Below are 26882 nucleotides of genomic sequence, written 5' to 3'. Positions count from 1 at the left end.
AAGTCCTATTCAAGTTAGAGTCTGACAAAAAATAAGGAGATTGATATGCCTTATAAATCTAAGATTTTATCAATTGATGGTGGCGGTATTCGCGGGTTAATATCTGCAAAGATTTTAGCGAAGATTGAGGAATTGACAGGGAAGAAAATTTCCCAAATGTTTGATCTAATCGCTGGTACTTCATCAGGAAGTTTGTTAGCTGCCGGTCTAACTAAGCCAAATCCAAATAATCCTCAAGAACCTGCTTACACTGCTGAACAGCTAGTCGAGATATTTCGAGGACAAGATGGAAAAGATATTTTCTACGAACCTTTTCTAGAGCGTTTGACTAAAGTAGACGACATCATCAGACCAAAGTATTCTTCAAAGGGTAGAGATGAGGTTTTAACAAAATATTTTGGAGACATTCACATCGAAGAAGCGTTAACGGAATTGTTCATCACTAGTTACGATATTACACTACGGCTGCCTGTCTTCTTTACAAGTAAAGTATCCAAAGAAGAACAGAAATCTAGATTTTTCCGCAAGATATCTACCGGCTTTAAGATGAAACAAGCAACAATGGCATCTTCTGCCGCTCCAACTTACTTTGAACCTTACCAAGTACCCACAAATCACCCAGATACCAATGGTTTCTATGTGTTAGTTGATGGTGGTGTCTTTGCGAATAATCCGGCTTCACTAGCAATTATGGAAGTTATAATTGACAAGAAAAAAGTCGGGGAAAAAATAGACTTGGATGAGATTTTAGTTGTCTCAGTAGGTACTGGTTCCCTTACCCGTAGATTCCCTTACGAGCAGGCAAAAAATTGGGGATTACTTGGATGGTTAGAGCCGCTTCTCAATATTACCCTTGATGGTTCAAGTGAATCGGTAGCTGTGCAACTAGAACAATTGCTACCAAAAGCTCAGGATAAACCCTCACAATACTATCGCTTTCAAGGATTCTTAGATAAGGGTAAGGGTAATGATAATATCGATGTCACAGACCTTCAAAATATCAAGAATTTAGAAGACCTAGCAGACGAGATTATTGGAGCAATGAGTAAACGCGAGTGGGACGAACTGTGTCAACAACTCCTCTCATAATCTGTTAATAAAAGGGCGTTGCTAAATCATTAGGATGATTTAAGTCAATTTTGAACGAATTTTCAATGGTTTCAACCGCTAATTCATTCCACATTTATGCAACGCCAGTTAATATAAGCTCTATCTCGACAGAAATTTTTGCAACACAGCGATTTTTACGTCAATTATTAAGAACTCTTTGCGTTAGTCCCCATTACATATTTCCCCCTATTAAACTGTATGCAGAAATACCAAAAACCTGTATTAAGACTGAGGTTGGAATATGGGATCAGAACACTTAGGATTTGAGTCTGTAAGTAAATACCCCTTATTAGATGCCATTTTTCATCGTCGCTCCCGGCGGATTTCATCCGGCTTACCATCAATCAACGCTGGTTCGCTTTCACACAGCCCGCGTCCTCCATTCGATCGCGTGCAACCCCTGAGCGAATTGGAAGAAGCATTACTCATCGCCGCCACGGGCGCGACTGGAATAACGTTTCCAGACCGCCCCTTTGAAGACGCGCCAGCACCAAAGGGAAAACCGATTCTTGGAACACCCAATTTAAATTTCAAAGGTCGTGCTGCTGGAAGCACCGATAACTCCCAGCCAACCTACTTTCTGTTGCTCAACGACACTGGCACATACTTTCTTAAGCACCTCGACCCAGAACCAGAAAATACTTTATTCTCTCCAGAATCATTAATATTGCGGGCTAAAGCGGCAAAAGTTAAGATTAGCGACGAAAGAATTTTCTCCTCGGAAAAATATCGGCGTTTTCCCTTCTATCTCGACTCAAACCGCTTTTTATCCAACGTACCTGGTAGCACGGTGTTGTTGCCGATTGTAGATTTGTCCCGGCAGTACATCAACGCCTTAATGTACGTGTTAACCGAAGACCCACTTGCACGTCCGACCTTCGTAGACGATCGCAATTTCTACCAACCGGCGGGAGTCAAGAAGTGGATAAAAGACCCATCAGATATTAAAGAAGACGAATTCGCCCTCAACAAAAACCTGAAGTTACCGCTAGGCAAACTCGGCAATATGCGAACCGAGTACGAGTCCTATTTTCTCTTGCAGAATCTAGCACTGTGCCTACAAGCTATGGGATTAGGGGGCTGGATTCATGCCTCGATTGGCCCCCCGTATCTTTTGGGAGATCCCTTCGCCTCCCCCGAAACCCAAGGAGTGCTGAACGTGCGATGGGAAATTCCCCAACGGACATTACTACAGCAATTCACCGTCGATTTGTTGCGTTGGGCAACCCCGAAACCGGCGATGAGAGCGAATCCTTGCGGTCTGTTGCGTCCCGGAGTAGACCCAAAATCAGCTACCGAGGATGACTGGCTGATTAAGTGTTTATGCCCGCCGAATTACACTGTCGAGGAAGCCGTAGATACTATTGTCAAAGAGAAGCACGAACTTTACAGCGATCGCACCTTATTCAGTCACATTTTCCGCGACGGAAAAGAGAACACCTACATTCGAGAAGTTCCCCCCTATCGCCCCGAAGTCATCGAGTGTGCTAAGGACATTTGCCGTTACTTGATGAAAACCCACGGACGTTTACCCGCCCATGCCGATGGTTTGTTCGTGCCAGGTATTTGGTTACAGGCGCACCACCTAGACCTTTCTTATTACGACGACCTATTCGCCTCTGGAGTCGGCTACACGAATACACAACGAGAACATCAAGCGCACTGGCATGATGAACCGCATCAATAACATGACTAAGGGACTTCTAACAAATATCCCATCACTGTGTAGGCAGGGAAGCAGGGGGCAGGGGCAATACGGTTCGGTTAAAGGGGAAAGGGGAAAGGGGAAAGGTTTTAAATAAATCCTTTACCCCAAACCCAGTAACCTTTTCCCAGACCACAAGGAAAGTTCATTGTGCTTATCCGAACCGTATTAGGGACAGGGGGAGAAAGAAAAATATTATCTGAGTAAATTGGATAATTTATTTTCTGGATTTTCTGGAAGTCCCTAAACAAATATTCCCAAGTCGAGCGCTCAACATTTCTATTCCTCGATTTATCGAAGGCAATCATGGTTAACAATCATCAACTATCTACGCAACCCAAACCGAAGTGGGTCTTTCAATTTTTGATCGTTGGTCTATTAGGGTTGGTTTTGTTGGCAGTGGCCTATATAGTGGCTCCTGGTGTCGCCCAACAACAACCCACGATCGCCCGCCTGCTCTCGAATGTCACTTACGAGCGTACCTTTCTGGCTACCGCAGTCTCTCTCTTTTTGCTGATTCCCGCTTACTGGCTGTTTCTCTTACAACATCGACAAGGGCCGTCTTCACTATGGCGAGCTTTTTGGACGATGAGCTACGTAGCCTACGCTACCCATTTGTACTGGTCTATACAGCTTCTCTTGGAACAGCAAGGATTTACGGCCAATGTTTGGACTTGGGAGACTCTAGAGCGGGCAATCTTCCATTCCCCGGATCTCCTCAGTAGTCCGCGCTTCGATCTCTTAGTGACTTTGTGGTGGACATTAGATATTGTTATTGCTTGGTTCCCAGGCAGAATCAACGGATTAGGAACCCCACAGCCCGTTTCCCTCAGAGATCAAACGCCTCATGTCGAACCATTCTCAGATTCTTTTTCTTTTGTGCGCTGGGAACGGGGCTTATTGCATCTGATTATGTATGTAGCCTGGGTAGTTGCCTCAATCCCGCAGGGGCATGGACTTGTGCGCGTTTTAGGTTATATCTTTGCGATATCTACCTTGTTGGCTTTAGTAGCACGAGTTTTGTTACGACAGTTTTACGCCGAATCCCTCTCCGGCAAGCTCTATATGGGCGCGTTCTCGCTACTGAACCGATTTTTCAAGTGGTACGAGTTGCCGACTTGGTTCGGTGTCATCAACTTGGGTGCGGTTCGAGAAGTTCTACGGGCTAAGAACTTACATGGAACTGAGCAAATTCCAGTTACCAATCCCAGTGGTTTGATCGACAATGGACAAGATCCACTCCCACACCCCCGTGACCTGATAGAACGGCGTGACGACGGCTGTTACAACGATCTCGAAAAACCCAGTATGGGACGCGGTAGCGAGACTACTGACCCATCGGGAGACGCAATGTTGCATAACCGTTCTCATCCCTGTGCGCGGTTCGGCAGAAATGTGCCCCTGAAAGACGCTTTTCCCGATCAGAAAAACTTACTGACTCCCAACCCACGAAGGATCAGCCGAGAATTGTTGTCCCGTGAAAAGTTTATTCCGGCAACAACCTTAAACCTAATCGCGGCGGCGTGGATTCAATTCCAAACCCACGACTGGTTCAATCATGGTGAACCGGATCGCACCAATCCGATCAATATTCCCTTACCGGAAGGAGACAGTTGGAATCAAGAGAAAATGTCTGTAGGTCGGACTCGTCCCGATCCCACCCGCGATTACGAACGAGAGCGACAGCAGTCTGCTGACGGTCAGCTACAATATCCGCAGACTTACGTCAATTCGGAATCCCATTGGTGGGATGCTTCCCAGATATATGGAAACAATTTCCAAGCCTGCCAGATTTTAAGAACCGACCCCACCACCAAGCAACTTGTCCCCGGAGGTAAACTATACATTGATGCACAAGGAAATATTCCCTACGATCCAGGCGACCCGGAAGGACTAGCCGTTTCTGGCTTCGTCGGTAACTGGTGGCTGGGTTTGAGCTTATTGCACGCGCTTTTCGTTAAAGAACATAACGCGATTTGCGATCGCTTGGCTCAGTTGTATCCGTCTTTCTCTGACGACGAACTCTTTGCCAAAGCTCGCACGATCAACAGTGCCTTGATCGCGAAAATCCATACGGTCGAGTGGACACCAGCGATTTTGCAAAATCCCGCCTTGCAGATCGGGATGAAAGCCAACTGGTGGGGATTGTTAACCGAGAATTTTACCAAGACCTTTGGACGCATCAGCCCCACGGAAGCCTTTAGCGGAATTCCCAACTCCGGCGTAGATCATCACAAGGTAGATTTCACGCTAACCGAGGAATTCGTTTCGGTGTACCGCTTACATCCTTTGATGCCCGACAACTTAGAGATTCTGAATATTCAAGATGGAAATCTCTTACAAAACTTCGACTTGACACAGAAGAACGGGATTGAGGGAATCATCGGCGCACAAGGAGACTTGATCCACCTGGGTCATCCAAAGGTGCAAATGCCAGATCGGATAACCGAGCGACAATGGCAAAACAATCTCTGGTACTCCTTCGGCAGAGCAAACCCTGGGGCAATTACCCTACACAATTACCCGAACTATATGCGCGATCTGACGCGCGAGACTCCAGGGCTAACCAAACCTGATGGAAAGCGGGAAATTAACACCGAAACTATCGATTTAGCCACTATCGATATCCTCCGCGATCGCGAACGTGGTGTGCCTCGATACAATCGGTTCCGTGAGTTGTTCCATCTCAAACCGATCGAGAGTTTTGACGAATTCCGCAATTCTCCCCATCAGGGACTTCCCGAACAACTCCGCGCTATTTACGGTCAAACCAACGGCAAAGATAATGTAGACGCACTCGATCTCATGGTCGGTATGTTCGCTGAAGTGCCACCCGAAGGCTTTGGCTTTAGCGACACCGCGTTTCGAGTGTTTATTCTGATGGCATCACGCCGGATTAAAAGCGATCGCTTCATGGCTGCGGGCTTTAACGCCAATATTTTCACGCCCGAAGGGATCGAGTGGGTCAATGATAACAGTTTGCTCTCGATCCTGCGTCGCCACCATCCAGAACTCGCCCCGGCACTGTACGGTCTAGACAATGCCTTTGTGCCTTGGAACGATATGGTGAAACACTAGTAGTACGCTTTCGTGACTTGGCGGGGTAAAGGGTAAGGGGAAAGGGGGAAAGGTTTAAATCCCTTACCCTTTTCCCTTTCCCCTTTCCCCAGCCCTCACAAGCGCATTTTTGGATTGGCAGACTACTAGTTGTGTTTATTTCATATTTTGCGGGAGTATTAATTGCGCCCGTGGGAGGATTTCAACTCACACCAAAATGGGATAGGCTATCTTGATTCAAACGGCTGGAATAGACGATAAATCAAGGTATTCAATCCAAAATCCAAAATTGGTATCACTTGAACCACTAGAACATCCATGATGGAAAGCAAACTCAAGTTCGGTATTCTGGGTGCTGGGAACATTGGTTGCTATATCGGCGCACATCTTATTCGTGCGGGAATCGATACTATATTGGTAGGACGCGAAAACCTGGCGCAAGAGATTCGGGAAAACGGTATACGGATTACAGATTTCACAGGAACAGACTTCCATCTGCAACCAGATCAAATCCGCTATACAACTGAAACAGAGTCTCTGGCTGACCGGGATATTGTATTGGTAACTCTCAAAAGTCTGGCAACGGAAGCCGCAGCACATCGTTTGAATACAGTCTTGCCAGTTGGAAAAATCATCGTTAGTTTCCAGAACGGAGTACGTAATGCAGAGAAGCTGAGGTCTATCTTGCCAGAAAAGCATGTTCTAGCTGGAATGGTTCCTTATAATGTGGTACGAAATGCCAAGGCGCATTTTCATTGTGGAACCAGTGGTGCTTTGCTTGTAGAGGAGCAGAATACTATTTCCCAGGCTGTGCTTTCAGGATTACAATTGGCTGGGCTAGCCGCTAAAACTCATTCAAATCTTCCCGGTATCCTCTGGGGGAAGCTGATCTTTAATCTGAATAATTCCATCAATGCTTTATCTGGCATTCCCTTACGTGAGGAACTTTCACAACCTCTTTACCGTAAAATCCTTGCTGCCACGATGTCTGAAGCGTTATCGGTGTTAAAGCAGAGTGGCATTCGCCCTCTTAGGTCTGGCAGCATGATTCCAAGTATTGTTCCTATTGTTTTGCAACTTCCCAACTTTTTGTTCTTTCGAGTTGCTTCCAGCATGATTAAAATCGATCCGCAGGCCCGTTCCTCTATGTGGGAAGATGTGCAACGAGGTCGAGAAACAGAAATTGATTATCTTAACGGGGAGATAGTGACGTTAGCGAAAAAGAACGGATTGTCTGCACCGATAAACGATACGATCGCACTTCTCATCAAGGAGCAAGAAAATCATGGCAGAACTTTCTCTGGAATATCGGCATTAGATTTGGCAAAACGATTAGATATTTCCGTTTGAGGAACTCCAAAAAATAAATTATCCAATTTCTGAACTTCAGTAAGACTTTCCCTCCCCCTGCCCCCTGCCCCCTGCCCCTTGAATCCGATAGTTGACAATCACCCGCTAACCTAACGGTGTAGTGGGTGATTTTTTTTCTAAAGCTGCGCTAAATTTTAGTTAACTTTTTTTAACCATCCTTCTCTCTTCATGCTCTTTTTTTGGGGAAGATATTCTGATGAGCAAGTATATTTTTAGTAGCCTTACAGATGATGAACTTAATTTTTCTGAAGATGCAGAGGTTTTTATCTTCCCCACTTCTTTCGCCCAGCAACGATTGTGGTTTCTCGATCGGTTAGCACCGGGCAATCCATTTTATAATGTGTCAACAGCACTTCGTCTGACAGGTTCTCTGAACTTCACCGCCTTGAAGCAGACATTCAATGAAATTGTCCGTCGCCACGAAATCTTACGCACTAGGTTTCTGATGGTAGACCAAGAACCAGTACAGGCGATCGCTGCACAAAGCTGCCCTAATGCACCCAGCTTAACTATACCTTTTCCCCTAATAGATATACGCAATTTCGAGAGCCAAGAACGTGAGACACAAGTGCAGCGAATCGCAACCGCAGAGGCTCAATATCCTTTCAATCTCGCTATTGGGCTATTGCTGCGAGTGAAACTGCTACAACTAGATGAAGCAGAATATGTGCTGCTGCTAAATCTGCATCATATTGTTGCCGATGGCTGGTCAATTGGAGTGTTAATTAGAGAATTGGGGGTACTATACAAAGCTTTTGTAGAAGATCAGCGATGTCTAATGTCTACGCCTCTGCCAGAACTACCCATTCAGTACGCAGATTTTGCCCAATGGCAACGGGAGTGGCTACAAGGCTTAGGGGGAAACGGGTATTCACCTCTACAAACACAGTTAGCTTATTGGCAAAAGCAATTAGACGGAATTTCAGCGCTAAATCTCCCCACCGATCGACTAAGACCAGCAGTTCCAACCTACAGGGGTGCAAAACAATTTTTAGAGCTACCACAGTCCTTAACTCAAGGCTTAGAAGCACTTAGCTACCAAGAAAATGTTACGTTGTTCATGACAATGCTGGCTGCCTTCCAAACTTTACTTTATCGCTACACGCAGCAAGAGGATATTGCAGTTGGTTCTGCGATCGCTAATCGCAACCGGAGCGAACTAGAAGGGTTGATTGGTTTTTTTGTCAATAGTTTGGTGCTACGTACAGATTTTTCAGGGAACCCGACGTTTCAAGAATTATTAAATCGAGTGCGAGAGGTAACTTTAGGAGCATACACCCATCAGGATTTGCCTTTTGAAAAACTGGTAGAGGAACTTCACCCAGAGCGAGATTTGAGCCGTCATCCATTATTTCAAGTTGTATTTAGCCTGCAAAATACTCCCATTGAAGCGCTAGAATTACCTGGACTAAAGCTTTCGCTATTCGACTTCGACAGCAAAATTGCAAAGATTGATTTAGAGTTTCATCTGTGGCGAGACTTGGAAACTCTTAAAGGAGAAGTGGTATATAGCACCGATTTATTCGATCGAAGCACTATTACGCGAATGCTAGGACATTACCAAATACTGTTAGAAGGTATTGTTGTCAATCCCAAACAGCGTCTTTCAGATTTGCCTTTGCTTACTAAAGAAGAACGACAGCAGTTATTAATTGATTGGAACAACACTAAAAAAAATTACTCAGATAATAAATGTTTTCACCAGTTATTTGAAGCACAGGTAGAGAAAAATCCAGATGCAATTGCAATTGGATTTGGTAATCAACAACTCAGCTACAAAGAGTTAAATATACGCAGCAATCAACTTGCACATTATCTCAGAAAGATAGGTGTAACAATTGAATCTTTAGTTGGCATTTGTATAGAGCGATCGCCAAAGATGATAATTGGGTTATTAGCTATCCTGAAAGCTGGCGGTGCATACCTACCTTTAGATCCTAGTTATCCTCAAGAGCGTCTTAACTTCATGTTGGAAGATGCACAAGTTTCAGTATTGCTAACACAAGAAAAATTACTTCAGCATTTTACAGAATTCTCAAAACCAATTATTAGTATAGATAAAGATTGGGTAACTATTACACAACATAGCCGAGAAAACCCAAAGAGTTATGTAACACTTGAAAATTTAGCTTATGTCATCTACACTTCTGGCTCAACAGGGCAGCCAAAAGGCGTTTTGATAGAACACCGAGGGCTGTCTAATTTGGCAGCACAAATTGAGGTTTTTAACTTACAACCGAGTAACCGCATTCTGCAATTTGCATCATTGAGTTTCGATGCCTCAATTTTTGAGATTGTGATGGCATTGCAAAAAGGAGCAACTCTTTATTTGGCAGATCAAGAATGCCTTCTACCTGGAAAAGCTTTACTCCAACTATTACGCGAAAAAGCTATTACTCACGTTACTCTCCCACCTGCGGTTTTGGCAGTCTTACCTACAGAATCACTCCCCGAATTACAAACTATTATTAGTGCAGGCGAATCATGTTCCGAGGATATAGTAAAACGTTGGTGGAGTTCTAGCCGGAAGTTTTTTAATGCTTACGGCCCTACTGAAGCAACCGTTTGGTCAACTGTTACAGAAGTTAAATCTGTGAGTGAAAAACCTCCCATTGGTTGCCCAATTGCCAACACTGAAATTTATATATTAGATAAGCATTTACAACCTGTACCAATTGGTATTCTAGGCGAATTATATATCGGTGGTGATGGGCTAGCACGAGGCTATCTTAATTGTCCTGAATTAACTGCTGAAAAGTTTATTACCAATCTTTTTAATGATAAAAAGGGAGCAAGATTTTACAAGACAGGTGATTTAGCCAAATATCGACCAGACGGTAATATCGAATTTTTAGGACGCATCGATAATCAAGTAAAAATTACCGGCTTCCGCATTGAGTTGTCCGAGATTGAAACAGTTATAATTCAGCATAAAAATATACAAAAAGCAATTGTAATTTCTCAAGGGAATCTATCTGAAAATAAGTATTTAGTAGCTTATATTGTTTCTAAATCACCGCAAGAGCAAACAATTATTGAACTACGTGAATTTTTAAAAGAAAAATTACCAGAATACATAATACCAAAAGCTTTTGTAATTCTGGATTCTCTGCCGCTAACAGCTAATGGTAAAGTAGATCGTTCTGCACTAAAAGCAGTTAATATTCGGAGCCGCTCAATAGATAAAATTTTTATTCCTCCTCGGACTCCAACTGAGTCAACCTTGGCAAAAATCTGGGCTGAAGTCCTTAACGTTGAGAATATAGGTATTCATGACAATTTCTTCGATTTGGGAGGTAATTCGCTGCTAGCTGTCCGTTTATTAGACCAGATAAACAAAGAGTTTGAGCGCGATCTACCCTTATCTAACCTGTTTTTAAATCAAACGATTGAAAGTTTAGCAATTGCTCTATCTTCAAAAATAGATTATCTGACGTGTTCTCCTTTGGTTCCGATTCAACCGAATGGTTCAAATCCACCTTTTTTTTGCGTTCATCCAATATTTGGGGTTGTCTTTCCTTATTATGAATTAGCTCATCAATTAGGCAATAATCAACCATTTTATGGACTACAGCCTATTGGACTTGATGGGGAAACTCCACTAAACCGCATTGAGGATATGGCTAGCCACTATATTGAAGCGTTGCGCTCAGTACAACCGAAAGGCCCTTATTTTATTGGGGGTTGGTCTTTTGGAGGATGGGTTGCTTTTGAGATGGCTCAACAACTCCAAAATTCTGGGGAAGAGGTAGCTTTGGTTGCTGTGCTTGACACTGTAGCACCAATTAAGAGCAATCTACCTTCTTTGAGTAATACTTTTAAGTTTATTTTTACTACAGTAGTACCATATATGTGGCCATTTTTCCTCGATTATTTGCGTCTAATTACTGCTCCTAGTAAGAACCGGGATAACAGTTTAACTTCTGGATTAACTAATTTTAAGAAGCTGATGCGATCGCTAAAAACAAATCTGTTCTCGCAGTTCATCCAAAAGGAGGATGTCACAGCCGACCTTATATCTGAAGAATCAAAGTTAAGACTTTTAAGTGAGTCAGCAATTGTTCCTATGCTTCGTGTTTTTTATGCCAATAGCCAAGCAGTTCTCAATTACGTTCCGCAAGTCTACCCTAAGCGAATTAATCTTTTTAGAACAAAAGTTCAGTTAAATGTTGCCGAGGAGGAGTCGAGTATGGGTTGGGATCGGCTAGCTGTGGGAGGAACGGAAATTCATCATATTCCTGGCAATCACTTAACTATGCTTAGAAAACCCCATATCCAGGTTCTTGCCGCAGAGTTAAGAGGCTGTATTGAGGAGGCACAAATTTTAGGCGATCCTATGTGATTTGTGAAAAATAATTTTTTATAACGAACCGCAGAGGCACAGAGAACGCAGAGAGAATAAAGAGAGATTTTCACGGATGATTTAGGATTTTATATGTCTTCTGAAGAGGTTTTCGTCTTTCCAATCTCTTTTGCCCAACAACGGTTATGGTTCCTTGACCAGTTGATTCCTAACAATACTATTTATAATGTGCCGACAGTAATTCGCTTAACAGGTTCGCTTAATTTAACGGCACTGGAGCAGACTTTTAATGAAATTGTGCGCCGCCATGAAAGCCTACGTACTACCTTTGTAGTATTGGATGGGCAACCTCTACAGGCGATTCCTGCGGAAAGCTGCGCTAACGCACCCAGCTTGACGATACCTATTTCTGTGTTAGACCTCCAACTACTGCCAGATGGTGAAAGGGAGGTTGAAGCAAGGAGGATTGTTAACGCAGAGATAGAACATCCCTTCGATTTATCCTCCGGGGCATTGCTGCGGGTGAAGTTGCTTGTGCTTTCTAACACAGAACATATTCTATTACTGAATATGCATCATATTATCTGCGATGATTGGTCTATTGGGGTGCTGATTCGGGAATTAGGAACGCTGTACACAGCTTTTGCACAGAACCAGACTGCGCTGCTATCAGAATTGCCTCTTCAATATGCCGACTTTGCCCACTGGCAACGTGAGTGGCTACAAGGAGAAGTGCTGCAAACGCAATTAACTTATTGGCAGCAGCAATTAAATGGTATTTCTATGCTGCATTTACCTACCGATAAACCAAGACCAGCGATACAAAGCTATCAAGGAACAACAGAATTTTTTGAGTTACCAAAAAAGTTAACTGATGCACTAGAAAAGCTTTCACAGCAAGAAGAAGTCACTTTTTTTATGACGTTGCTGGCAGCATTCAAAACTTTACTCTATCGCTATACACATCAAGAAGATATTGCGGTAGGTTCGCCAATTGCTAATCGTAACCGTAGCGAAGTTGAAGGTCTTATTGGGTTTTTTGTCAATAGTTTAGTCCTACGCAGCAACTTATCTGGAAACCCAACTTTTCGAGAACTGTTAGGTAGAGTTAGAGAAGTAACATTAGGAGCTTATAGCCAGCAAGATTTGCCATTTGACAAGCTAGTTGAAGAACTGCATCCAGAGCGTAACTTGAGCTATCATCCGTTGTTTCAAGTAGTGTTTAGTTTCCAGAATGCGCCAATGTCGGCACTAGAGCTATCTGGATTAGTGCCTAGCTTTATGAATATTGACTTAAAAAAAACCCGTTTTGATTTAGAACTACATTTATGGAAGTGTTCTGACGATTTTAGGAGTTTATGGGGTGCAAACTGGGAATATTCTGAAGGACTCCGTGGCGTAATAGTTTATAACACAGATGTGTTTGAGCAAGCTACTATTAGCCGGATGCTGGAACATTTTAAAACTCTATTGTCAAGTATTGTCGCAAATCCAGAACAACGTATTGCAAATTTACCGCTATTAAATGAAACACAGCTACATCAGGTATTAGTGGAATGGAATAATACTAAGGTAAATTATCCTCATCATAAGTGTATTCATCAATTGTTTGAAGAACAGGTACAGTATCATCCTAATTCTATAGCATTAATTTTTGGGAACGAGCAACTCACTTATCAAGAGTTGAATAATCGCAGCAATAAACTAGCACAATACTTACAAAAAGTCGGGGTAGGTTCAGAAATATTGGTAGGAATTTGTATTTCTCAATCTATAGAAATGATAGTTGGTTTATTAGGCATTCTGAAAGCAGGGGGAGCATATCTTCCTTTAGATTCTAGCTATCCTGAAGAACGCCTAAAGTTTATGCTGGAAGATGCACAGGTTTCATTACTGCTAACAGAAGAAAATTTGCTCAAGTCTTTTGAATGGTTCTTAAATCCAATTGTTTGCATAGATACAAACTGGGAACTTATTACTCAAGAAAACAAAAATAACCTTAAAAGTAGCGTTACGTCTGACAATTTAGCTTATGTTATTTACACTTCTGGTTCTACAGGAAAACCTAAAGGAGTGGCTATAACTCACAAAGCTGTAAATCGGCTAGTGTGCAATACAAATTATATAAAATTGTCACCCTCAGATAAAATCGCCCAAGCCTCAAACACTTCTTTTGATGCAGCAACATTCGAGATTTGGGGAGCGCTACTTAACGGCGCTCAACTCGTGGGTGTTAGCAAAGATGTAATCCTTTCGCCTCACGAGTTGGCATTATATCTACAACAGAAAGGCATTAGTGTCTTGTTTTTGACAACAGCTTTATTTCAACAGATTACTAGAGATGTTCCGCAAGCTTTTGGTTCTTTGCGATATTTATTATTCGGTGGCGAGGCTGTTAATATAAGATGGGTTAAAAAAATTATAAAATATGGTGCGCCAAAGCATTTAATTCATGTTTATGGGCCTACTGAAAATACAACATTTTCATCTTATTATCATATACAAGACTTGCCAGAATCAACTACATTTATTCCCATTGGTTGCCCGATAAATAATACACAAATTTATATATTAGATCCCCATTTACAGCCTTTGCCTATTGGCGTTTTTGGCGAATTATATATTGGTGGTGATGGTCTGGCGCGAGAATATCTCAATCGCCCAGAATTAACTGCTGAACGCTTTATTACAAAATTTAGTCATAAATCCCAAACACGTCTTTACAAAACTGGCGATTTAGCCCGCTATTTACCAGATGGCAATATTGAATTTTTAGGACGGATTGACAATCAAGTAAAAATTCGTGGCTTCCGCATTGAATTATCAGAGATTGAAGCGGTGTTGAGCGAACATCCAGCAGTAAAAGAAGCAGTGATCATTGCTGATGAGGATATAGCTGATAATAAGTATTTGGTGGCTTATATTATTCTTAATGTAGTAGAAGTATCAAATTTGGCATCTATGCTATGTAAATTTTTGAAAGAAAAGTTACCAGAATACATGGTGCCAACAGCTTATGTATTATTAGAATCAATACCATTAACAGCTAATGGTAAAGTAAACCGTCGCGCTTTACCTAGACCCGATATAGTAATCGATAAATATGATTATGTAGCACCGCGATCGCAAGTTGAAGAGTTACTTACAGAAATTTGGGCTAAAGTCTTGCTAAAAGAGCAGATAGGCGTTCATGATAATTTCTTTGAATTGGGCGGTCATTCTCTACTAGCGACTCAGTTAATTTCCCGAATCCGAGATACCTTTCAAATAGATGTAACTGTACGCAATTTATTTGAAGCACCAACTATTGAACAACTTGCTAAGTGCATTGATACTATGTGTTGGGCAGCAAAAGGTGCTGATAAAATTGAAACTACAGGACAAGAGCGAGAAGACGTTGAATTTTAAGGATATGAGCAGCTAGCGCAAAACGTACTGACTGCTTCGCTAAACTGCTGATTTTGTTCCATCAATGCCATGTGTCCACCTGGTTTGATGGTCACTCTTTCAGAGTAAGGCAATTCTGCTTTCATGCGATCGCTCGCCACAGGTTTAGTTGCGATATCTGAAGCGCCACACATGACCAATACAGGTACGTTAATAGTTGCAAGTGTTTGGGCTTCGTCAAACTTCAACATTCCCAGCGTGCCACGAGCCAGAACACCAGGCGAACCCAATGCTGATAATAGACCTGCAAAACTTAGTTGACCGCGGGTTTCAGTACCCGTAAATCCAGATAGTTCAACGGTGATATACAGCGAACCATTGAAATACGAAAGCCAAGTCATCAACCAAAAAATCGGCCACAGCAAGATAGTCAGGTACAACACAGGTTCGAGTAGCGGTTTCTGCAATTTACGCACCAGATTGCTAAAGATGCAAGTTTTTACCGGATTGGTGTAAGTCGTATCCACAAGAATTAAGCCAGCCACCCGACTCCCCAATTGCTCTGGAAACAGACGGCAGAATGTCAGGTTAATCATTCCACCCATGCTGTGCCCCAACAAGATGACTGGTTTATCCCCTGCTATAGCAACAACAGCTTCTAAGTCACGGGCATATTTTTCTATAGAGTGATCGTTGTTTTTGGGTTTGGCGGATTTTCCTAATCCTGGTAAATCCCAAACAATTACTCGGAAGCGATCGCTTAATTGTCGTTTAGCATAATACCATACAGTACTGTTTGGCCCCCAACCGTGTGACAAAATAATTGGTTGACCATCTTCAGGGCCAAAAAACTCTACTTGCAACACGCTCCCATCTGGACGTGGCAAGCGCTGCACGGTTTCGCTACGCATAAACTTGGGTTCCTCCCTTCCAGGACGGCGCAGCAGTGGCAAACTAATAAAACGGCCGCCAAAAGTCCACAGAACCATTACTAATCCAGCCACTAAGTAAGAAGTTCCTACAAGTTCTCGTTCGTACCACTCATAAAGAATGTAAATTCCTCCGCCAAGTACTCCAACAGACAACAGTTGAACCAGCCATACAAATAGAAAATTATGAGGCATGAATATCATAAGCCTAAACCTTGCAAGACCTTGTTAACTGCGTTGTCTTTTAGCTTGATACCATAATTAGAATCATCCAACTTTCACTCCCAAGTATGATTTATATAGTGTTGTAAGCATGATAAAAATGCTGGGTTAGTTATAATATTTACGCAAAAACTCTCTGAAACTCTTATTTCTCCGTGCCCTCTGCGTCCTCTGCGGTTCGATTTTCCGTTACCTGTGCGTAAGTCTTGAGTTAATAACTACAAAGTAAAAACAGTTGTGAAGAGGTGAAATTTTGAATACGGTTGAGTTTTTATCTTATCTTCGCAACTTAGATATTCAAGTTTTTATTGATAGTGAAAAGTTTCGTTGTAACGCACCTGAAGGAATTCTGACAGCAGAACTACGTGCAGAAATTCAAGAGCGGAAAGCAGAAATTATTGAATTTTTAAAAGTAAATAATCATACTAACAACCACAGTTTTAAACCTCTCCTACCTATTTCGCGGTCAGAAAATCTTCCCCTCTCCTTTGCTCAACAACGATTGTGGTTTCTTGACCAATTAATCCCTAATAATCCTTTCTATAACATTCCAGTAGCTTTACATTTAACAGGTTCGCTACATTTAACCGCGCTAGAGCAAACTTTTAACGAAATTGTGCGGCGACATGAAGCTTTACGCACTACTTTTGTTATCCAGCCAGGGCAACCAGTTCAGATAATTAATCCGACGCTAACAATACCTTTACCAATAATAGATTTACGGCAACTGCCACAATCCGAACGAGAAATAAAAGCACGACAATTCACTAACCAAGAAGCTCAACGTCCTTTCAATTTATCAACTGATTCATTGTTGCAAATAAAATTGCTGCGGTTGGATGAGACAGAATACATCCTGTTGCTGAATATGCATCATATTGTCTCCGATGGTTGGTCTATTGGGGTGTTAATTCAAGAAATAGCAGCACTCTACACAGCCTTTGCTAATAATCAGCCTTCTCCTCTACCAGAACTTACAATCCAATATGCAGACTTTGCGTACTGGCAACGTCAATGGTTACAAGGGGAAGTATTACAAAAGCAACTTGGTTACTGGCAGAAGCAATTAGACGGCATTTGTATGTTAAATCTGCCAACCGATAGACCAAAACTAGCCGTTCAAACTTACCAGGGTGCAAGGCTACCTCTACAATTATCAAAAAGTTTGAGCAAAGCACTTTTAGCTCTCGGACAGCAAGAAGGGGTAACTTTGTTTATAACCCTCTTAGCAGCATTTAAAGTTTTACTTTACCGCTACACACAACAAGAAGATATTGCGATTGGTTCACCAATTGCCAATCGAAACCGGAGTGAAATTGAGGGATTAATTGGTTTTTTTGTCAATAGCTTAGTCCTGCGTACCGACTTAACTGGAAACCCAAGTTTTCGAGAATTATTGAATCGAGTCAAAGAGGTAGCTTTAGGAGCATACACTCATCAAGATTTGCCTTTTGAGAAACTTGTAGAAGAACTACATCCAGAGCGTAATTTGAATCAAAACCCACTCTTTCAAGTAGTATTTGCTCTGCAAAATGCGCCGATGTCAGCATTGGAGTTGACTGGTTTAACTTTAAGCCCGCTACCATTTGATACGGAAACCACACGCTTTGATTTGGAGTTCCACCTGTGGGAACCAAATACTCAAAATGGTTTATGGGTAGATAGCTCAGAAGGAATTAGTGGTTTTGTAATTTACAGCACTGATTTATTTGATGATGCTACTATAACTAGGATGTTAGGAAACTTTCAAGTATTGCTTGAGGGTATAGTTGTAAATCCAGAACAACGAATTGCACAATTACCGATATTAAGTGAATCTGAGCTAAATAACTTATTATTTGAATGGAATAATACTCAGCTAGATTATCCTCAAGATAAGTGTATCCATCAGTTATTTGAGAGCATTGCAGAACAGAACCCTGATGCAACTGCACTAGTATTTGGTAATAAGCAACTCAGCTATAAAGATTTAAATATACGTAGTAACCAACTTGCACATTATCTCAAAAAACTAGGAGTTAAAACCGAAGTTTTAGTAGGGCTGTGTGTAGAACGCTCTTTTGATATGGTAATCGGGATGTTGGGCATTCTCAAAGCAGGTGGAGCTTATCTGCCTTTAGATCCTAGTTATCCATCTGAGCGCTTGAATTTTATGCTGGAAGATGCTCAAGTCTCAGTTTTATTAACTCACGAGCAATGGCTTGAACCTTTGGGAAACAATAATGCAAAAATTATTTGTTTAGATAAAGATTATGAAATCATTGCTCAACAATTTGAAGATAATCTTCCTAGTGAAGTAGCAGCAGATAACCTTGCTTATGTCATTTATACCTCTGGATCAACTGGAAAGCCTAAAGGTGTACAAATTGAACATAGAGGATTGCTCAATCTACTTTTTTGGCATCAAAAAGTATTTACAGTTTCACCTCTTGACCGAGTAACACAAATAGCTAGTGTTGGATTTGATGCTTGTGGCTGGGAAATTTGGCCTTATCTTAGTGCTGGAGCAAGTATCTATATTGTAGATGATGAAATCAGGCGATCGCCTGAATATCTCCGAGATTGGTTAATCTCACAAGAAATCACAATTTCTTTCTTACCAACACCTCTAGCAGAAAAGTTTTTATTATTAGATTTTCCTCAAGATGCAGCTTTACGAATGTTACTTATAGGTGGAGATAAACTAAATCAATATCCTTTAGCTTCCCATTCTTTCCAGGTAATTAATAATTATGGGCCTACAGAAAATACAGTCGTGACAACTTCCGGTTATATTTCTGTGAAGAATAACGATGTAGTACCTACAATTGGTCGTCCGATTGCCAATACCCAAGTTTACATACTAGATAAACATTTACAACCTGTACCCATTGGCGTTTCAGGAGAGTTATATATAAGTGGTGATGGATTAGCAAGAGGTTATTTAAACCGTCCTGATTTAACTGCTGAATGCTTTAGTTGTCATCATTTTACTAATAATTTAAAACCACGACTTTATAAAACAGGTGATTTAGTCCGCTATCGAGTAGATGGTAACATTGAGTTTTTAACCCGCCTTGATGAGCAGGTAAAAATTCGTGGCTACCGCATTGAATTGGGCGAAATTGAAGCAGTACTGAATCAGCATCCAGCAGTACAGCAAACTGTAGTCATAATTAATGAGCATGAAGAAGAAAAGCGGCTAGTAGCTTATGTAGTACCTAAAGCTGAATACAGCAGCGAGCAAGAGAATCTGCAATTAAGCAAATTGCAGAATGAGCAGGTTTTGCAATGGCAGATGCTCTATAACGAAACTTATAATCAGCCTGCTGCTGATTCCGATGCAATATCCAATTTTATCGGCTGGAACAGTAGTTACACAAATCAGCCGATTCCAGCAGAGCAGATGCATGAGTGGGTGAATAACCAAGTTGAGCAGATTTTGGCTTTACAACCCAAGCGAGTGTTAGAAATTGGTTGTGGAACAGGTTTAATTTTATTCAGAATTGCACCTCACTGCACTAAATATTGTGGAACAGATTTTTCCCCGGTTTCACTTAACTACATTCAGCAGCAGTTAGAAAAACAAGAAATGCCGCAGGTAACGCTGTATGAGCAAATGGCTACTGACTTTGAGAAAGTAGAAACAGCAGCTTTTGATACAGTAATTCTCAACTCAGTTGTACAATATTTTCCTACCATTGATTATCTGATTAATGTATTAGAAGGTGCTGTGAAAGCAACTGCTCCAGGTGGCTTTATTTTCATAGGAGATGTGCGTTCTTTGCCATTATTGCAAGCTTTCCATGCATCAGTGCAGTTGTACCAAGCTGAACCTTCCCTTACCCGCTCTGAGTTACAGCAACGGGTTCAAATGCAAATTTTCCAAGAAACAGAGTTGGTAATTGACCCAGCTTTTTTTAGTGCAATTAAGCAAAGCTTTCCCCAAATTAGCCATGTACAAATTCAACTGCTGCGAGGCCGGGAATGCAACGAGTTAACTCAATTTCGGTATAATGTGATTCTTAATATTGGTGATGAAATTAATAATACTGAAATTTCTTCAGTGTTGAACTGGTCTGAAGATAATTTAACCGTGTCAGCAGTGCGTGAGTTATTAATTGAGAATAAACCAGAAATATTATGTATTAAAAATGTACCTAATGCGCGGGTGATGGCAGCAGTTAAAACCGCAGAATGGCTATCAGATGTAGAAGGTTTTAAAACTGTAGGTCAAATGCGTAAGGCTTTGCAAGGACTTGAATCTTTAGGAGTAGAGCCAGAAGATTTTTATATATTGGATGTACCTTACAGAGTTGAGATTACTTGGTCAGATGCAAATATTCAAGGATACTATGATGTGCTTTTTGTACGGCAAGAGGAAATAGGAAAGAGAACTATTCTTGCACATAGCACGACTCACTCGCGTCCTTGGCAATCTTACGCTAATAATCCCTTACAAGCCAAAGCTGCGCGTAATTTAGTGCCGCAGTTGCAGACTGACGTAGCCCAAAAACTGCCTGAGTACATGATGCCATCAGCTTTTGTAATATTAGAATCTTTGCCTCTAATAGCTAATGGTAAAGTCAATCGTCGCGCTTTAAGAGCATTGTATTATGCAACTAAACCCCAATTGTCTGAAAATTACATCGCACCTCGCACTCCTGTTGAACAGGTGTTGGTGAAAATTTTTGCTGAGGTTTTGGGAGTTAAGCAGATAGGAATTTATGATAATTTTTTTGAATTAGGTGGTCATTCATTACTAGCAACTCAGCTTGTCTCTAGAGTGCGCGATACCTTGCATATAGAGTTACCTTTGCGTAGCGTATTTGAAGCACCGACAATTGCACAAATTTCTAAGATAGTGGAAAGCTTTAAACAAAGCAATCTTCAAAGTCAAGCCCCACTTTTAGTACCACTCTCACGTGAAAGTCGGCGGGTTAAGTTATCTTCTTTAAATGAAAACAAGGAGCGTTAATAGTATTTGACGTTTACAATTCTTCTTTTTCTCAGCGTTCTCTGTGTCTCTGCGGTTAAAAAGTATTTTATTTAACCGCAGAGGCACAGAGAACACAGAGAGAAGAGGTTAAAAAAGAATTTATGGACTAAAATTTCCATCGTCTCTTGTCACGCGATTCGAGTTACTTGCTGATTCACACGGGGACGGCCAAAGCGCTCCCAAGCACTCCCTCCGCGCAGAAACAATTCTAAGAAGCGTAATGGTGCTGATTCGCCTCTTGGCCAACCGGAACTCCCAGGAGCAAAGGCTAAAGTTCCTTCAGATACTTTAAAGCTGCCATCAGAATACACTGCATCGCTCACTACATCTCCAATCCGAATCACAATTTTGCTTTGAGGCTCCAAGTTAAGCGTATGCGCCCCAATAGTGGTTTTGATGTTACCGTAGCCATCAATCCAGGCAATTCTATCTGGTGGAACATCTGGGATTTGCTCACTCTTAAGGTTATCTCCCAGAACGCTAAAGTCTTCATTCATAATGGCCGCCGCCGCCGGAGGAAAAACATCTCGTGAGCGAAACTGCGAACCACCACGAGAAACGTTAACCACTCGCAACTCTTTTGTATAGTCTTTGATAAAAGAGAGGGTGTAGCCTGCATTCACACCTACTACTTTTACACCATTGGATAAAAGGGCATAAGTTAGCCCTTCACCTTCATTGTCTCGACGGGCTTCGGGATCGTCTTGGCGAGGGGCACAATTGTGATAAATTAAGCGATCGCTAGGGCCTGAGTTAAGTCCAAGTTGAGCAATCCAGAATCCTGTTGCTAAGGTACTAAATGCTGGAACCGAAAGCAAATGAATTTGGGCATCAGGAAAAGCTATCAGCAAACGTTGTGTAACTTCTGTAAATGCCGGATCTCCTGTACCGTAGTCTGCAATGACGCAGATAAACATTCTGCTTCTCCTTCTTTAGCTAGTAGTTTGCAATCAACTTAATTCATAATCATAATTATTGAAATAGAATTCAGGAGTCAGGAGTCAGAATTCAGAATTAATTTTAACAGTTGTTTGTTCCTTTTACTGCTATTTGTAACGTTCAAGTCTTAGCCAACGCAATGAAAACAATAATTTCACTTTTTAGCGAAGAACGCAACCAACTTCAGACAGATATTGAGAACACAACCAATATTGAGGAGACAGTTAAACTGGTTCAAAACCGACTCGATGGTTTTGAAAGAATTTACATTGAAAAACTTAATCTGGCTCAAGTTCGTCTAGCTTCCTTTTTTCTAGATACGCTGCGACAATCTATTGCCACTCTTGCGGCGGCTAACTATTCTCAAGTTGTTCCCACAGAAAAAGGACAAATTACGAACCCAGGTACAAGTTTTTTTACTAGCAGAGTAATTTTGAAATTCCTCCGAGGACTCATTTATATAGGTATCTTAAGTTTGTTGTTCTCTCTAACTAAAAATACCCCAGGTGCATGGATGGCGATCTTGTTAACCTTTATACTTCTGGGGCTAGAAGTTGTGCTGCAACTTGACTTAAAAAATCAGCAAAATTCTATGTCTTTAGAACTATTACAATTACCTCAACCTATTCTTAAGGTTGATAGTCAAGTATTTTTAGATTGCCTTGGCGATGCTCTTAACACGATTGACTTAGCAGTGGCTAGAGTAGAAGAATCGAATAAACATGAAGGCGATTTAGCAATAGAAGAACTGCCAGAACTATTAAATTTTCTGCAAAGACTAATGGGCGCATCAAAACTTGATAAACCCCAAATGGCTTATGAACTGGCGAAACTCTTGCCACAGATTTTAATGTCTCAGGGAATTAACGCTCAAGTTTACCGACCAAATGACCCTGATAGCGATCGCAAATATTTTGACTTTGAGCCAAGTATTGACCCCGATACCAAAGATCATGTCACTCTAACTCCGGCTTTGTTAAAAGGCGATCGCTTACTCAGGCGCGGTAGGGTAATTGAGCCTGCATATTCCGCTTCTAGAGAATAATAGATAATAAGGCTATGGAAATTTTAGAAACAATCGGTTTTGATTTGGGGCACGGTGAGACGGCTTTAGCAAAAGCTGTAGTGGAAAGCATCGAACCCCCCCAAATGCTGGAGATTAATAACAGAAAGAACCAAATTACGGCTCTTGGTTGGCATCCTAAACTTGGTTATCTTGTGGGGGAACAAGCATTAATTCAAGCTGGTGTTACTCAACTGACAATTTCTTTCAAGCAAAAACCCAACAACGATCCCAAATATCGGGAAACAATTAGCACTTTTGTCGCCACCTACTACCGCCTTTTGAAAGAAAGCAAACAAATTGAGAGTGGGGAAAGTAGCTATTTTTACATTGGTTGTCCTTCAGGATGGTCAGTTAGCGATCGCACAGAATACCAAAAGCTACTCCAAGAAGCTGGCATTTCTCAAATAAATGTTGTACCAGAATCGCGGGCTGCTTTCATGCAAGCCAAGGAAGCCGGGAAGCTCGAATATGACAAACTTGTTGCATCGGTGCTAATTGTCGATATTGGTTCTTCAACCACAGATTTTACTCTGGTTAAGAATTTAGAAGAGATTCCCATAGATTTCGGGAGTAATACTTTAGGTGCATCTCTAATAGACAAAGCTATTTTTGCCCAGACTCTCGCCAACCACGAACAAAAAACATTACTCGAAAAAGTATTTAAAGAATATCCCCATCACCAGGCTCGTTGTGAACTTGCTTGTCGCAAAGCCAAAGAAGATTATTTTTCTAACGAACAGCTATACAGCGATCCTGAATCCTTTGCGCGTGGGTTCGAGTCGATCAACGAACAGATTTATTTTATTCCCCAAGTAAATAAATTGCTGATGGAGGAAATTTTAAATCAACCCTTAGCTGAATTGGGGTTTCAGAGTTGGATTAAAACTTTTAGCGACTCTTTAAATGAGGCGCAAGAAAAGTTAAAACAACTTGGAATTGTGCCGAAACTTGTGCTGATGACAGGTGGTGCATCTCGGATGAAATTTACGCACATTCTTTGTCAGGAAATGTTTCCCGAACCAGAAACCCTACTTCGTCCCGATCCTGAACCGGAACGGTGCATTGCACTGGGTTTAGCACGAGTGGGAAGATGGGATCTGCGTGCTGCTGCTTTTAAGCAAGAAGTCAACAAACTATTTACCTCCAATCAGCTTAAAAGTTTGATTGAGAGGCATATCCCGGAGTTAATCAAATCGCTAACAAAGCCTTTGACAGATGGTTTGATTGTCAACGCAGTTAAACCAGGTTTAAAAGATTGGCAAAAAAACAAAATACGAACTTTAGCAGATTTGGAAACATCTTTGATTACTCGTGCAGAACAGTGGCTCAAAAGCGAACTTGCTGTGCAGATAATTAATAATCAATGTGCTTTTTGGTTTAGCAATAAAATCCAACCAGATTTAGCCGCACAAACCGATCCAATCTGTCGAAAGTTTCAGATACCGAGAAGTAGCTTAAGGTTTCAGGATAGCATTGACCCAAATTTTGTTAACCCCGAACTAAGAATTGGAGATGCGATCCTTGCTGAAACAGTGGCATTTATTGTCAATGTAGTAATTGGTGGAGGTACTGTAGCTAGCATCATCACTCTAATTTTAACTGGACATTTAACCTGGCCTATTGCATTAGTATATGGGGCTTCGGTTATGGCAGCAGGAATGGAGCTAAATCGCAAAGGTGTTCAAGATGTAATCAAGACAAATGTGGATGTACCTAGTTGGGTTCGTTCTAGTTTTTTAAGTGACAAAAAAATTGAGGATATGTGTGAGCAAATAAAGCCGGAGTTAGAGAAAGTTATTCAAGAACAACTCACAGCAGATCGAGAGGCTTTTGACAAACTGATTGTTAAAGTTGAGCAAGGGCTTCAAAAAAGCCTTTCTAACAAAGTTCAATCTTGCATAATTTTGATTCAATAGTGGTGATAATATAGCGTTTTCCGGTCTAGTGAGATATGAGAACCCCACCCCCAACCCCCTCCCCGCAAGCGAGGAGGGGGCTATAATACAATACAGTTCAGATAAGACCAAAACACTGGTAGAGACGGCGATTCATCGCGTCTGATTATTGTAGAGACGGCGATTCATCGCGTCTCTTATCTTAACCGAGCAGTGTTGATAGTAGTGATGTGTACGAACAAATTATGTATGAGGGATTGGGGACAGGGAAAATTTTTTTAAAGCATGACTTCGCGCATCTGAGCGCTACTTGTACAGTGAGATAAAGTTATTTATGGCGGTTGCTGTCTAATTTATTAATAACGCACTGAAAAAATTTGCTCAACAGTTAGATTTAAATCTGGAAATGTTGGGGACTCTATACGGTCATCTCCTCTAAACTGTTTACCACGATATTCACCCTCATCACTTAAAAAGTAAATTGTGATTGTTGGCTGTTTGGGGTCGCCTATCAATTCCTTGCTACCCAAAGCAGCATAATCCACAATCCAATATTCTTGAATACCCATTTCTTCATAGTCAGCAAACTTTTTATGATAATCATCTCTCCAATTAGTACTCACCCTTACGGGTTCGTCAGTTGCTTCAACGCGGGGAACCCGCGCAACGCACTGACTCACTACTTCAATCACCAATGGAATTGAATTTGGCTTACTAAGGATAGATTGTTTCTCCCATAATGGTTCATTACTCAAGTTAGAAAAATTCATTAGTAAAACATCAGGATAGTACCCTGACATTTTATTTTCTGGCTTCACTGTCGCGGTTTTAGGTATGCCGTAATAAAGTTTAAGACGAAGACACTCATGCCCTAACATCATTGTTAAAAATGCTACTATTTGCTCGTGTTTACCTGATGGTGGCGGCATTTGAATAATATCTCCATCGTATAATTCATAACGAATGTTTTCCCGTTGTGTTTCTAAAAACTCTAAATATTCATCAAATGTAAATAGTTTTTTTAGTGATTGAATCATTATTTCATCCTGATTATGGATATAAAAACTTCACAGTGCTGTAATCTAGATGAATTACAATTTCAGGATACCCACCGCCGACACCCTCATGGCAAGGTTTCAATCCTTAATAGCGATTTAGATGAATTACAATAACTGGAATCATAGCATTTTTACTCGGAGCTTTAGCTGTTTCAATCCCTAATAGGGATTTAGATGAATTGCAATTGGATGTTACTCAAGCATTCCCTGATAGTTTCTCGTTTCAATCCCTAATAGGGATTTAGATGAATTGCAATATGTATATTCAATACCAGAACAAATCAATTCTGTGTTTCAATCCCTAATAGGGATTTAGATGAATTGCAATTTTTTTACGTTGTTCAAGGTCTAAATTATCTTTGTTTCAATCCCTAATAGGGATTTAGATGAATTGCAATGAGATTATCAACAAACAATGCAGTATCAACTTTGTTTCAATCCCTAATAGGGATTTAGATGAATTGCAATCGTAGACGCTTTTAGTCAAGGTTGCGGATTGAGAGGTTTCAATCCCTAATAGGGATTTAGATGAATTGCAATTTTTTGACTACTAATTCTATATGGTAGTTTTCATAAGTTTCAATCCCTAATAGGGATTTAGATGAATTGCAATCTGCGGCTGCATCTTTAGTGGGATTAGCGCTTATGTTTCAATCCCTAATAGGGATTTAGATGAATTGCAATATTGACTACTTCCTGTCTCACGGATACAACAGGTTTGCGTTTCAATCCCTAATAGGGATTTAGATGAATTGCAATTCTAGTACAGGAAGTACATAAGGTACTCCAAACTTTGTTTCAATCCCTAATAGGGATTTAGATGAATTGCAATTAATTTACCTGTACTTTCAGCAGATTTAGT

The 26882-nt window shown here is 41.2% G+C and carries 12 protein-coding genes and 1 CRISPR repeat array (1 of these 13 only partly in view); of the genes, 9 read left to right on the top strand and 3 right to left on the bottom strand.

The genetic code is table 11. The annotated features are described in order from the left end of the window. The first annotated feature begins 45 nt into the window (after positions 1-45). From RMZ41_RS08680 to RMZ41_RS08655, 6 genes are all read left to right on the top strand, one after another. The gene (locus RMZ41_RS08680) at positions 46-1089 is read left to right on the top strand and encodes a patatin-like phospholipase family protein (protein ID WP_322644472.1); all 1044 of its coding nucleotides are present in this window, start codon (positions 46-48) and stop codon (positions 1087-1089) included. Positions 1090-1351: 262 nt separating this feature from the next. After that, complete coding sequence (locus tag RMZ41_RS08675) at positions 1352-2797, top strand: hypothetical protein (protein WP_322644473.1); 1446 nt, start codon at positions 1352-1354, stop codon at positions 2795-2797. A 417-nt stretch (positions 2798-3214) separates the two neighbouring features. Beyond that, entirely contained in the window at positions 3215-5893 is a 2679-nt protein-coding gene (locus tag RMZ41_RS08670) for a peroxidase family protein (RefSeq protein WP_322644474.1), read from the top strand. Between the two features lie 297 nt (positions 5894-6190). Continuing rightward, positions 6191-7222 (top strand): 2-dehydropantoate 2-reductase, encoded by a 1032-nt coding sequence (locus tag RMZ41_RS08665; RefSeq protein ID WP_322644475.1) that lies wholly within the window; start codon positions 6191-6193, stop codon positions 7220-7222. Between the two features lie 217 nt (positions 7223-7439). Beyond that, a complete protein-coding gene (locus RMZ41_RS08660; RefSeq protein WP_322644476.1) occupies positions 7440-11585 on the top strand; it encodes an amino acid adenylation domain-containing protein in 4146 nt (1381 codons plus the stop codon). 93 nt (positions 11586-11678) lie between these two features. After that, on the top strand, positions 11679-14954 hold the full coding sequence (locus RMZ41_RS08655) for an amino acid adenylation domain-containing protein (protein ID WP_322644477.1): 3276 nt from the start codon (positions 11679-11681) through the stop codon (positions 14952-14954). Here RMZ41_RS08655 and RMZ41_RS08650 read toward each other — a convergent pair. Beyond that, the gene (locus RMZ41_RS08650) at positions 14951-16057 is read right to left on the bottom strand and encodes an alpha/beta hydrolase (protein WP_322644478.1); all 1107 of its coding nucleotides are present in this window, start codon (positions 16055-16057) and stop codon (positions 14951-14953) included. The genes RMZ41_RS08655 and RMZ41_RS08650 overlap by 4 nt on opposite strands. Positions 16058-16337: 280 nt before the next feature. Here RMZ41_RS08650 and RMZ41_RS08645 point away from each other — a divergent pair, with 280 nt between their 5' ends. After that, positions 16338-21041 (top strand): non-ribosomal peptide synthetase, encoded by a 4704-nt coding sequence (locus RMZ41_RS08645; RefSeq protein WP_322644479.1) that lies wholly within the window; start codon positions 16338-16340, stop codon positions 21039-21041. A 149-nt stretch (positions 21042-21190) separates the two neighbouring features. Here RMZ41_RS08645 and RMZ41_RS08640 read toward each other — a convergent pair whose 3' ends face one another. Next, on the bottom strand, positions 21191-21979 hold the full coding sequence (locus tag RMZ41_RS08640) for a hypothetical protein (protein WP_322644480.1): 789 nt from the start codon (positions 21977-21979) through the stop codon (positions 21191-21193). Between the two features lie 161 nt (positions 21980-22140). Between RMZ41_RS08640 and RMZ41_RS08635 the strand changes: the two genes are divergently transcribed. Further along, positions 22141-23046: a hypothetical protein gene (locus RMZ41_RS08635; protein ID WP_322644481.1), complete on the top strand. Its 906-nt coding sequence runs from the start codon at positions 22141-22143 to the stop codon at positions 23044-23046. A gap of 14 nt (positions 23047-23060) precedes the next feature. After that, entirely contained in the window at positions 23061-24983 is a 1923-nt protein-coding gene (locus tag RMZ41_RS08630; protein WP_322644482.1) for a plasmid segregation protein ParM, read from the top strand. A gap of 335 nt (positions 24984-25318) precedes the next feature. On the opposite strand, the gene RMZ41_RS08625 is transcribed toward RMZ41_RS08630, so the two are convergent. Beyond that, positions 25319-25999, bottom strand: coding sequence for a Uma2 family endonuclease (locus RMZ41_RS08625; protein ID WP_322644483.1), 681 nt, complete (start codon positions 25997-25999; stop codon positions 25319-25321). A gap of 96 nt (positions 26000-26095) precedes the next feature. Beyond that, a CRISPR array of direct repeats spans positions 26096-26882; the repeat unit is 37 nt; unit sequence GTTTCAATCCCTAATAGGGATTTAGATGAATTGCAAT (it continues 1341 nt past the right edge of the window).

The organism is Nostoc sp. DedVER02 (genome assembly GCF_034530675.2).
Taxonomy (GTDB): Bacteria; Cyanobacteriota; Cyanobacteriia; order Cyanobacteriales; family Nostocaceae; genus Nostoc.
This window is presented reverse-complemented; position numbering and strand designations above follow the sequence as displayed.

What these genes read in the sequence shown, in the direction of transcription:
- RMZ41_RS08680 (WP_322644472.1), top strand. Translation starts at nt 46, where the DNA reads ATGCCTTATAAATCTAAGATTTTATCAATTGATGGTGGCGGTATTCGC.
- RMZ41_RS08675 (WP_322644473.1), top strand. Translation starts at nt 1,352, where the DNA reads ATGGGATCAGAACACTTAGGATTTGAGTCTGTAAGTAAATACCCCTTA.
- RMZ41_RS08665 (WP_322644475.1), top strand. Translation starts at nt 6,191, where the DNA reads ATGATGGAAAGCAAACTCAAGTTCGGTATTCTGGGTGCTGGGAACATT.
- RMZ41_RS08660 (WP_322644476.1), top strand. Translation starts at nt 7,440, where the DNA reads ATGAGCAAGTATATTTTTAGTAGCCTTACAGATGATGAACTTAATTTT.
- RMZ41_RS08655 (WP_322644477.1), top strand. Translation starts at nt 11,679, where the DNA reads ATGTCTTCTGAAGAGGTTTTCGTCTTTCCAATCTCTTTTGCCCAACAA.
- RMZ41_RS08650 (WP_322644478.1), bottom strand. Translation starts at nt 16,057, where the DNA reads ATGCCTCATAATTTTCTATTTGTATGGCTGGTTCAACTGTTGTCTGTT.
- RMZ41_RS08640 (WP_322644480.1), bottom strand. Translation starts at nt 21,979, where the DNA reads ATGTTTATCTGCGTCATTGCAGACTACGGTACAGGAGATCCGGCATTT.
- RMZ41_RS08635 (WP_322644481.1), top strand. Translation starts at nt 22,141, where the DNA reads ATGAAAACAATAATTTCACTTTTTAGCGAAGAACGCAACCAACTTCAG.
- RMZ41_RS08630 (WP_322644482.1), top strand. Translation starts at nt 23,061, where the DNA reads ATGGAAATTTTAGAAACAATCGGTTTTGATTTGGGGCACGGTGAGACG.
- RMZ41_RS08625 (WP_322644483.1), bottom strand. Translation starts at nt 25,999, where the DNA reads ATGATTCAATCACTAAAAAAACTATTTACATTTGATGAATATTTAGAG.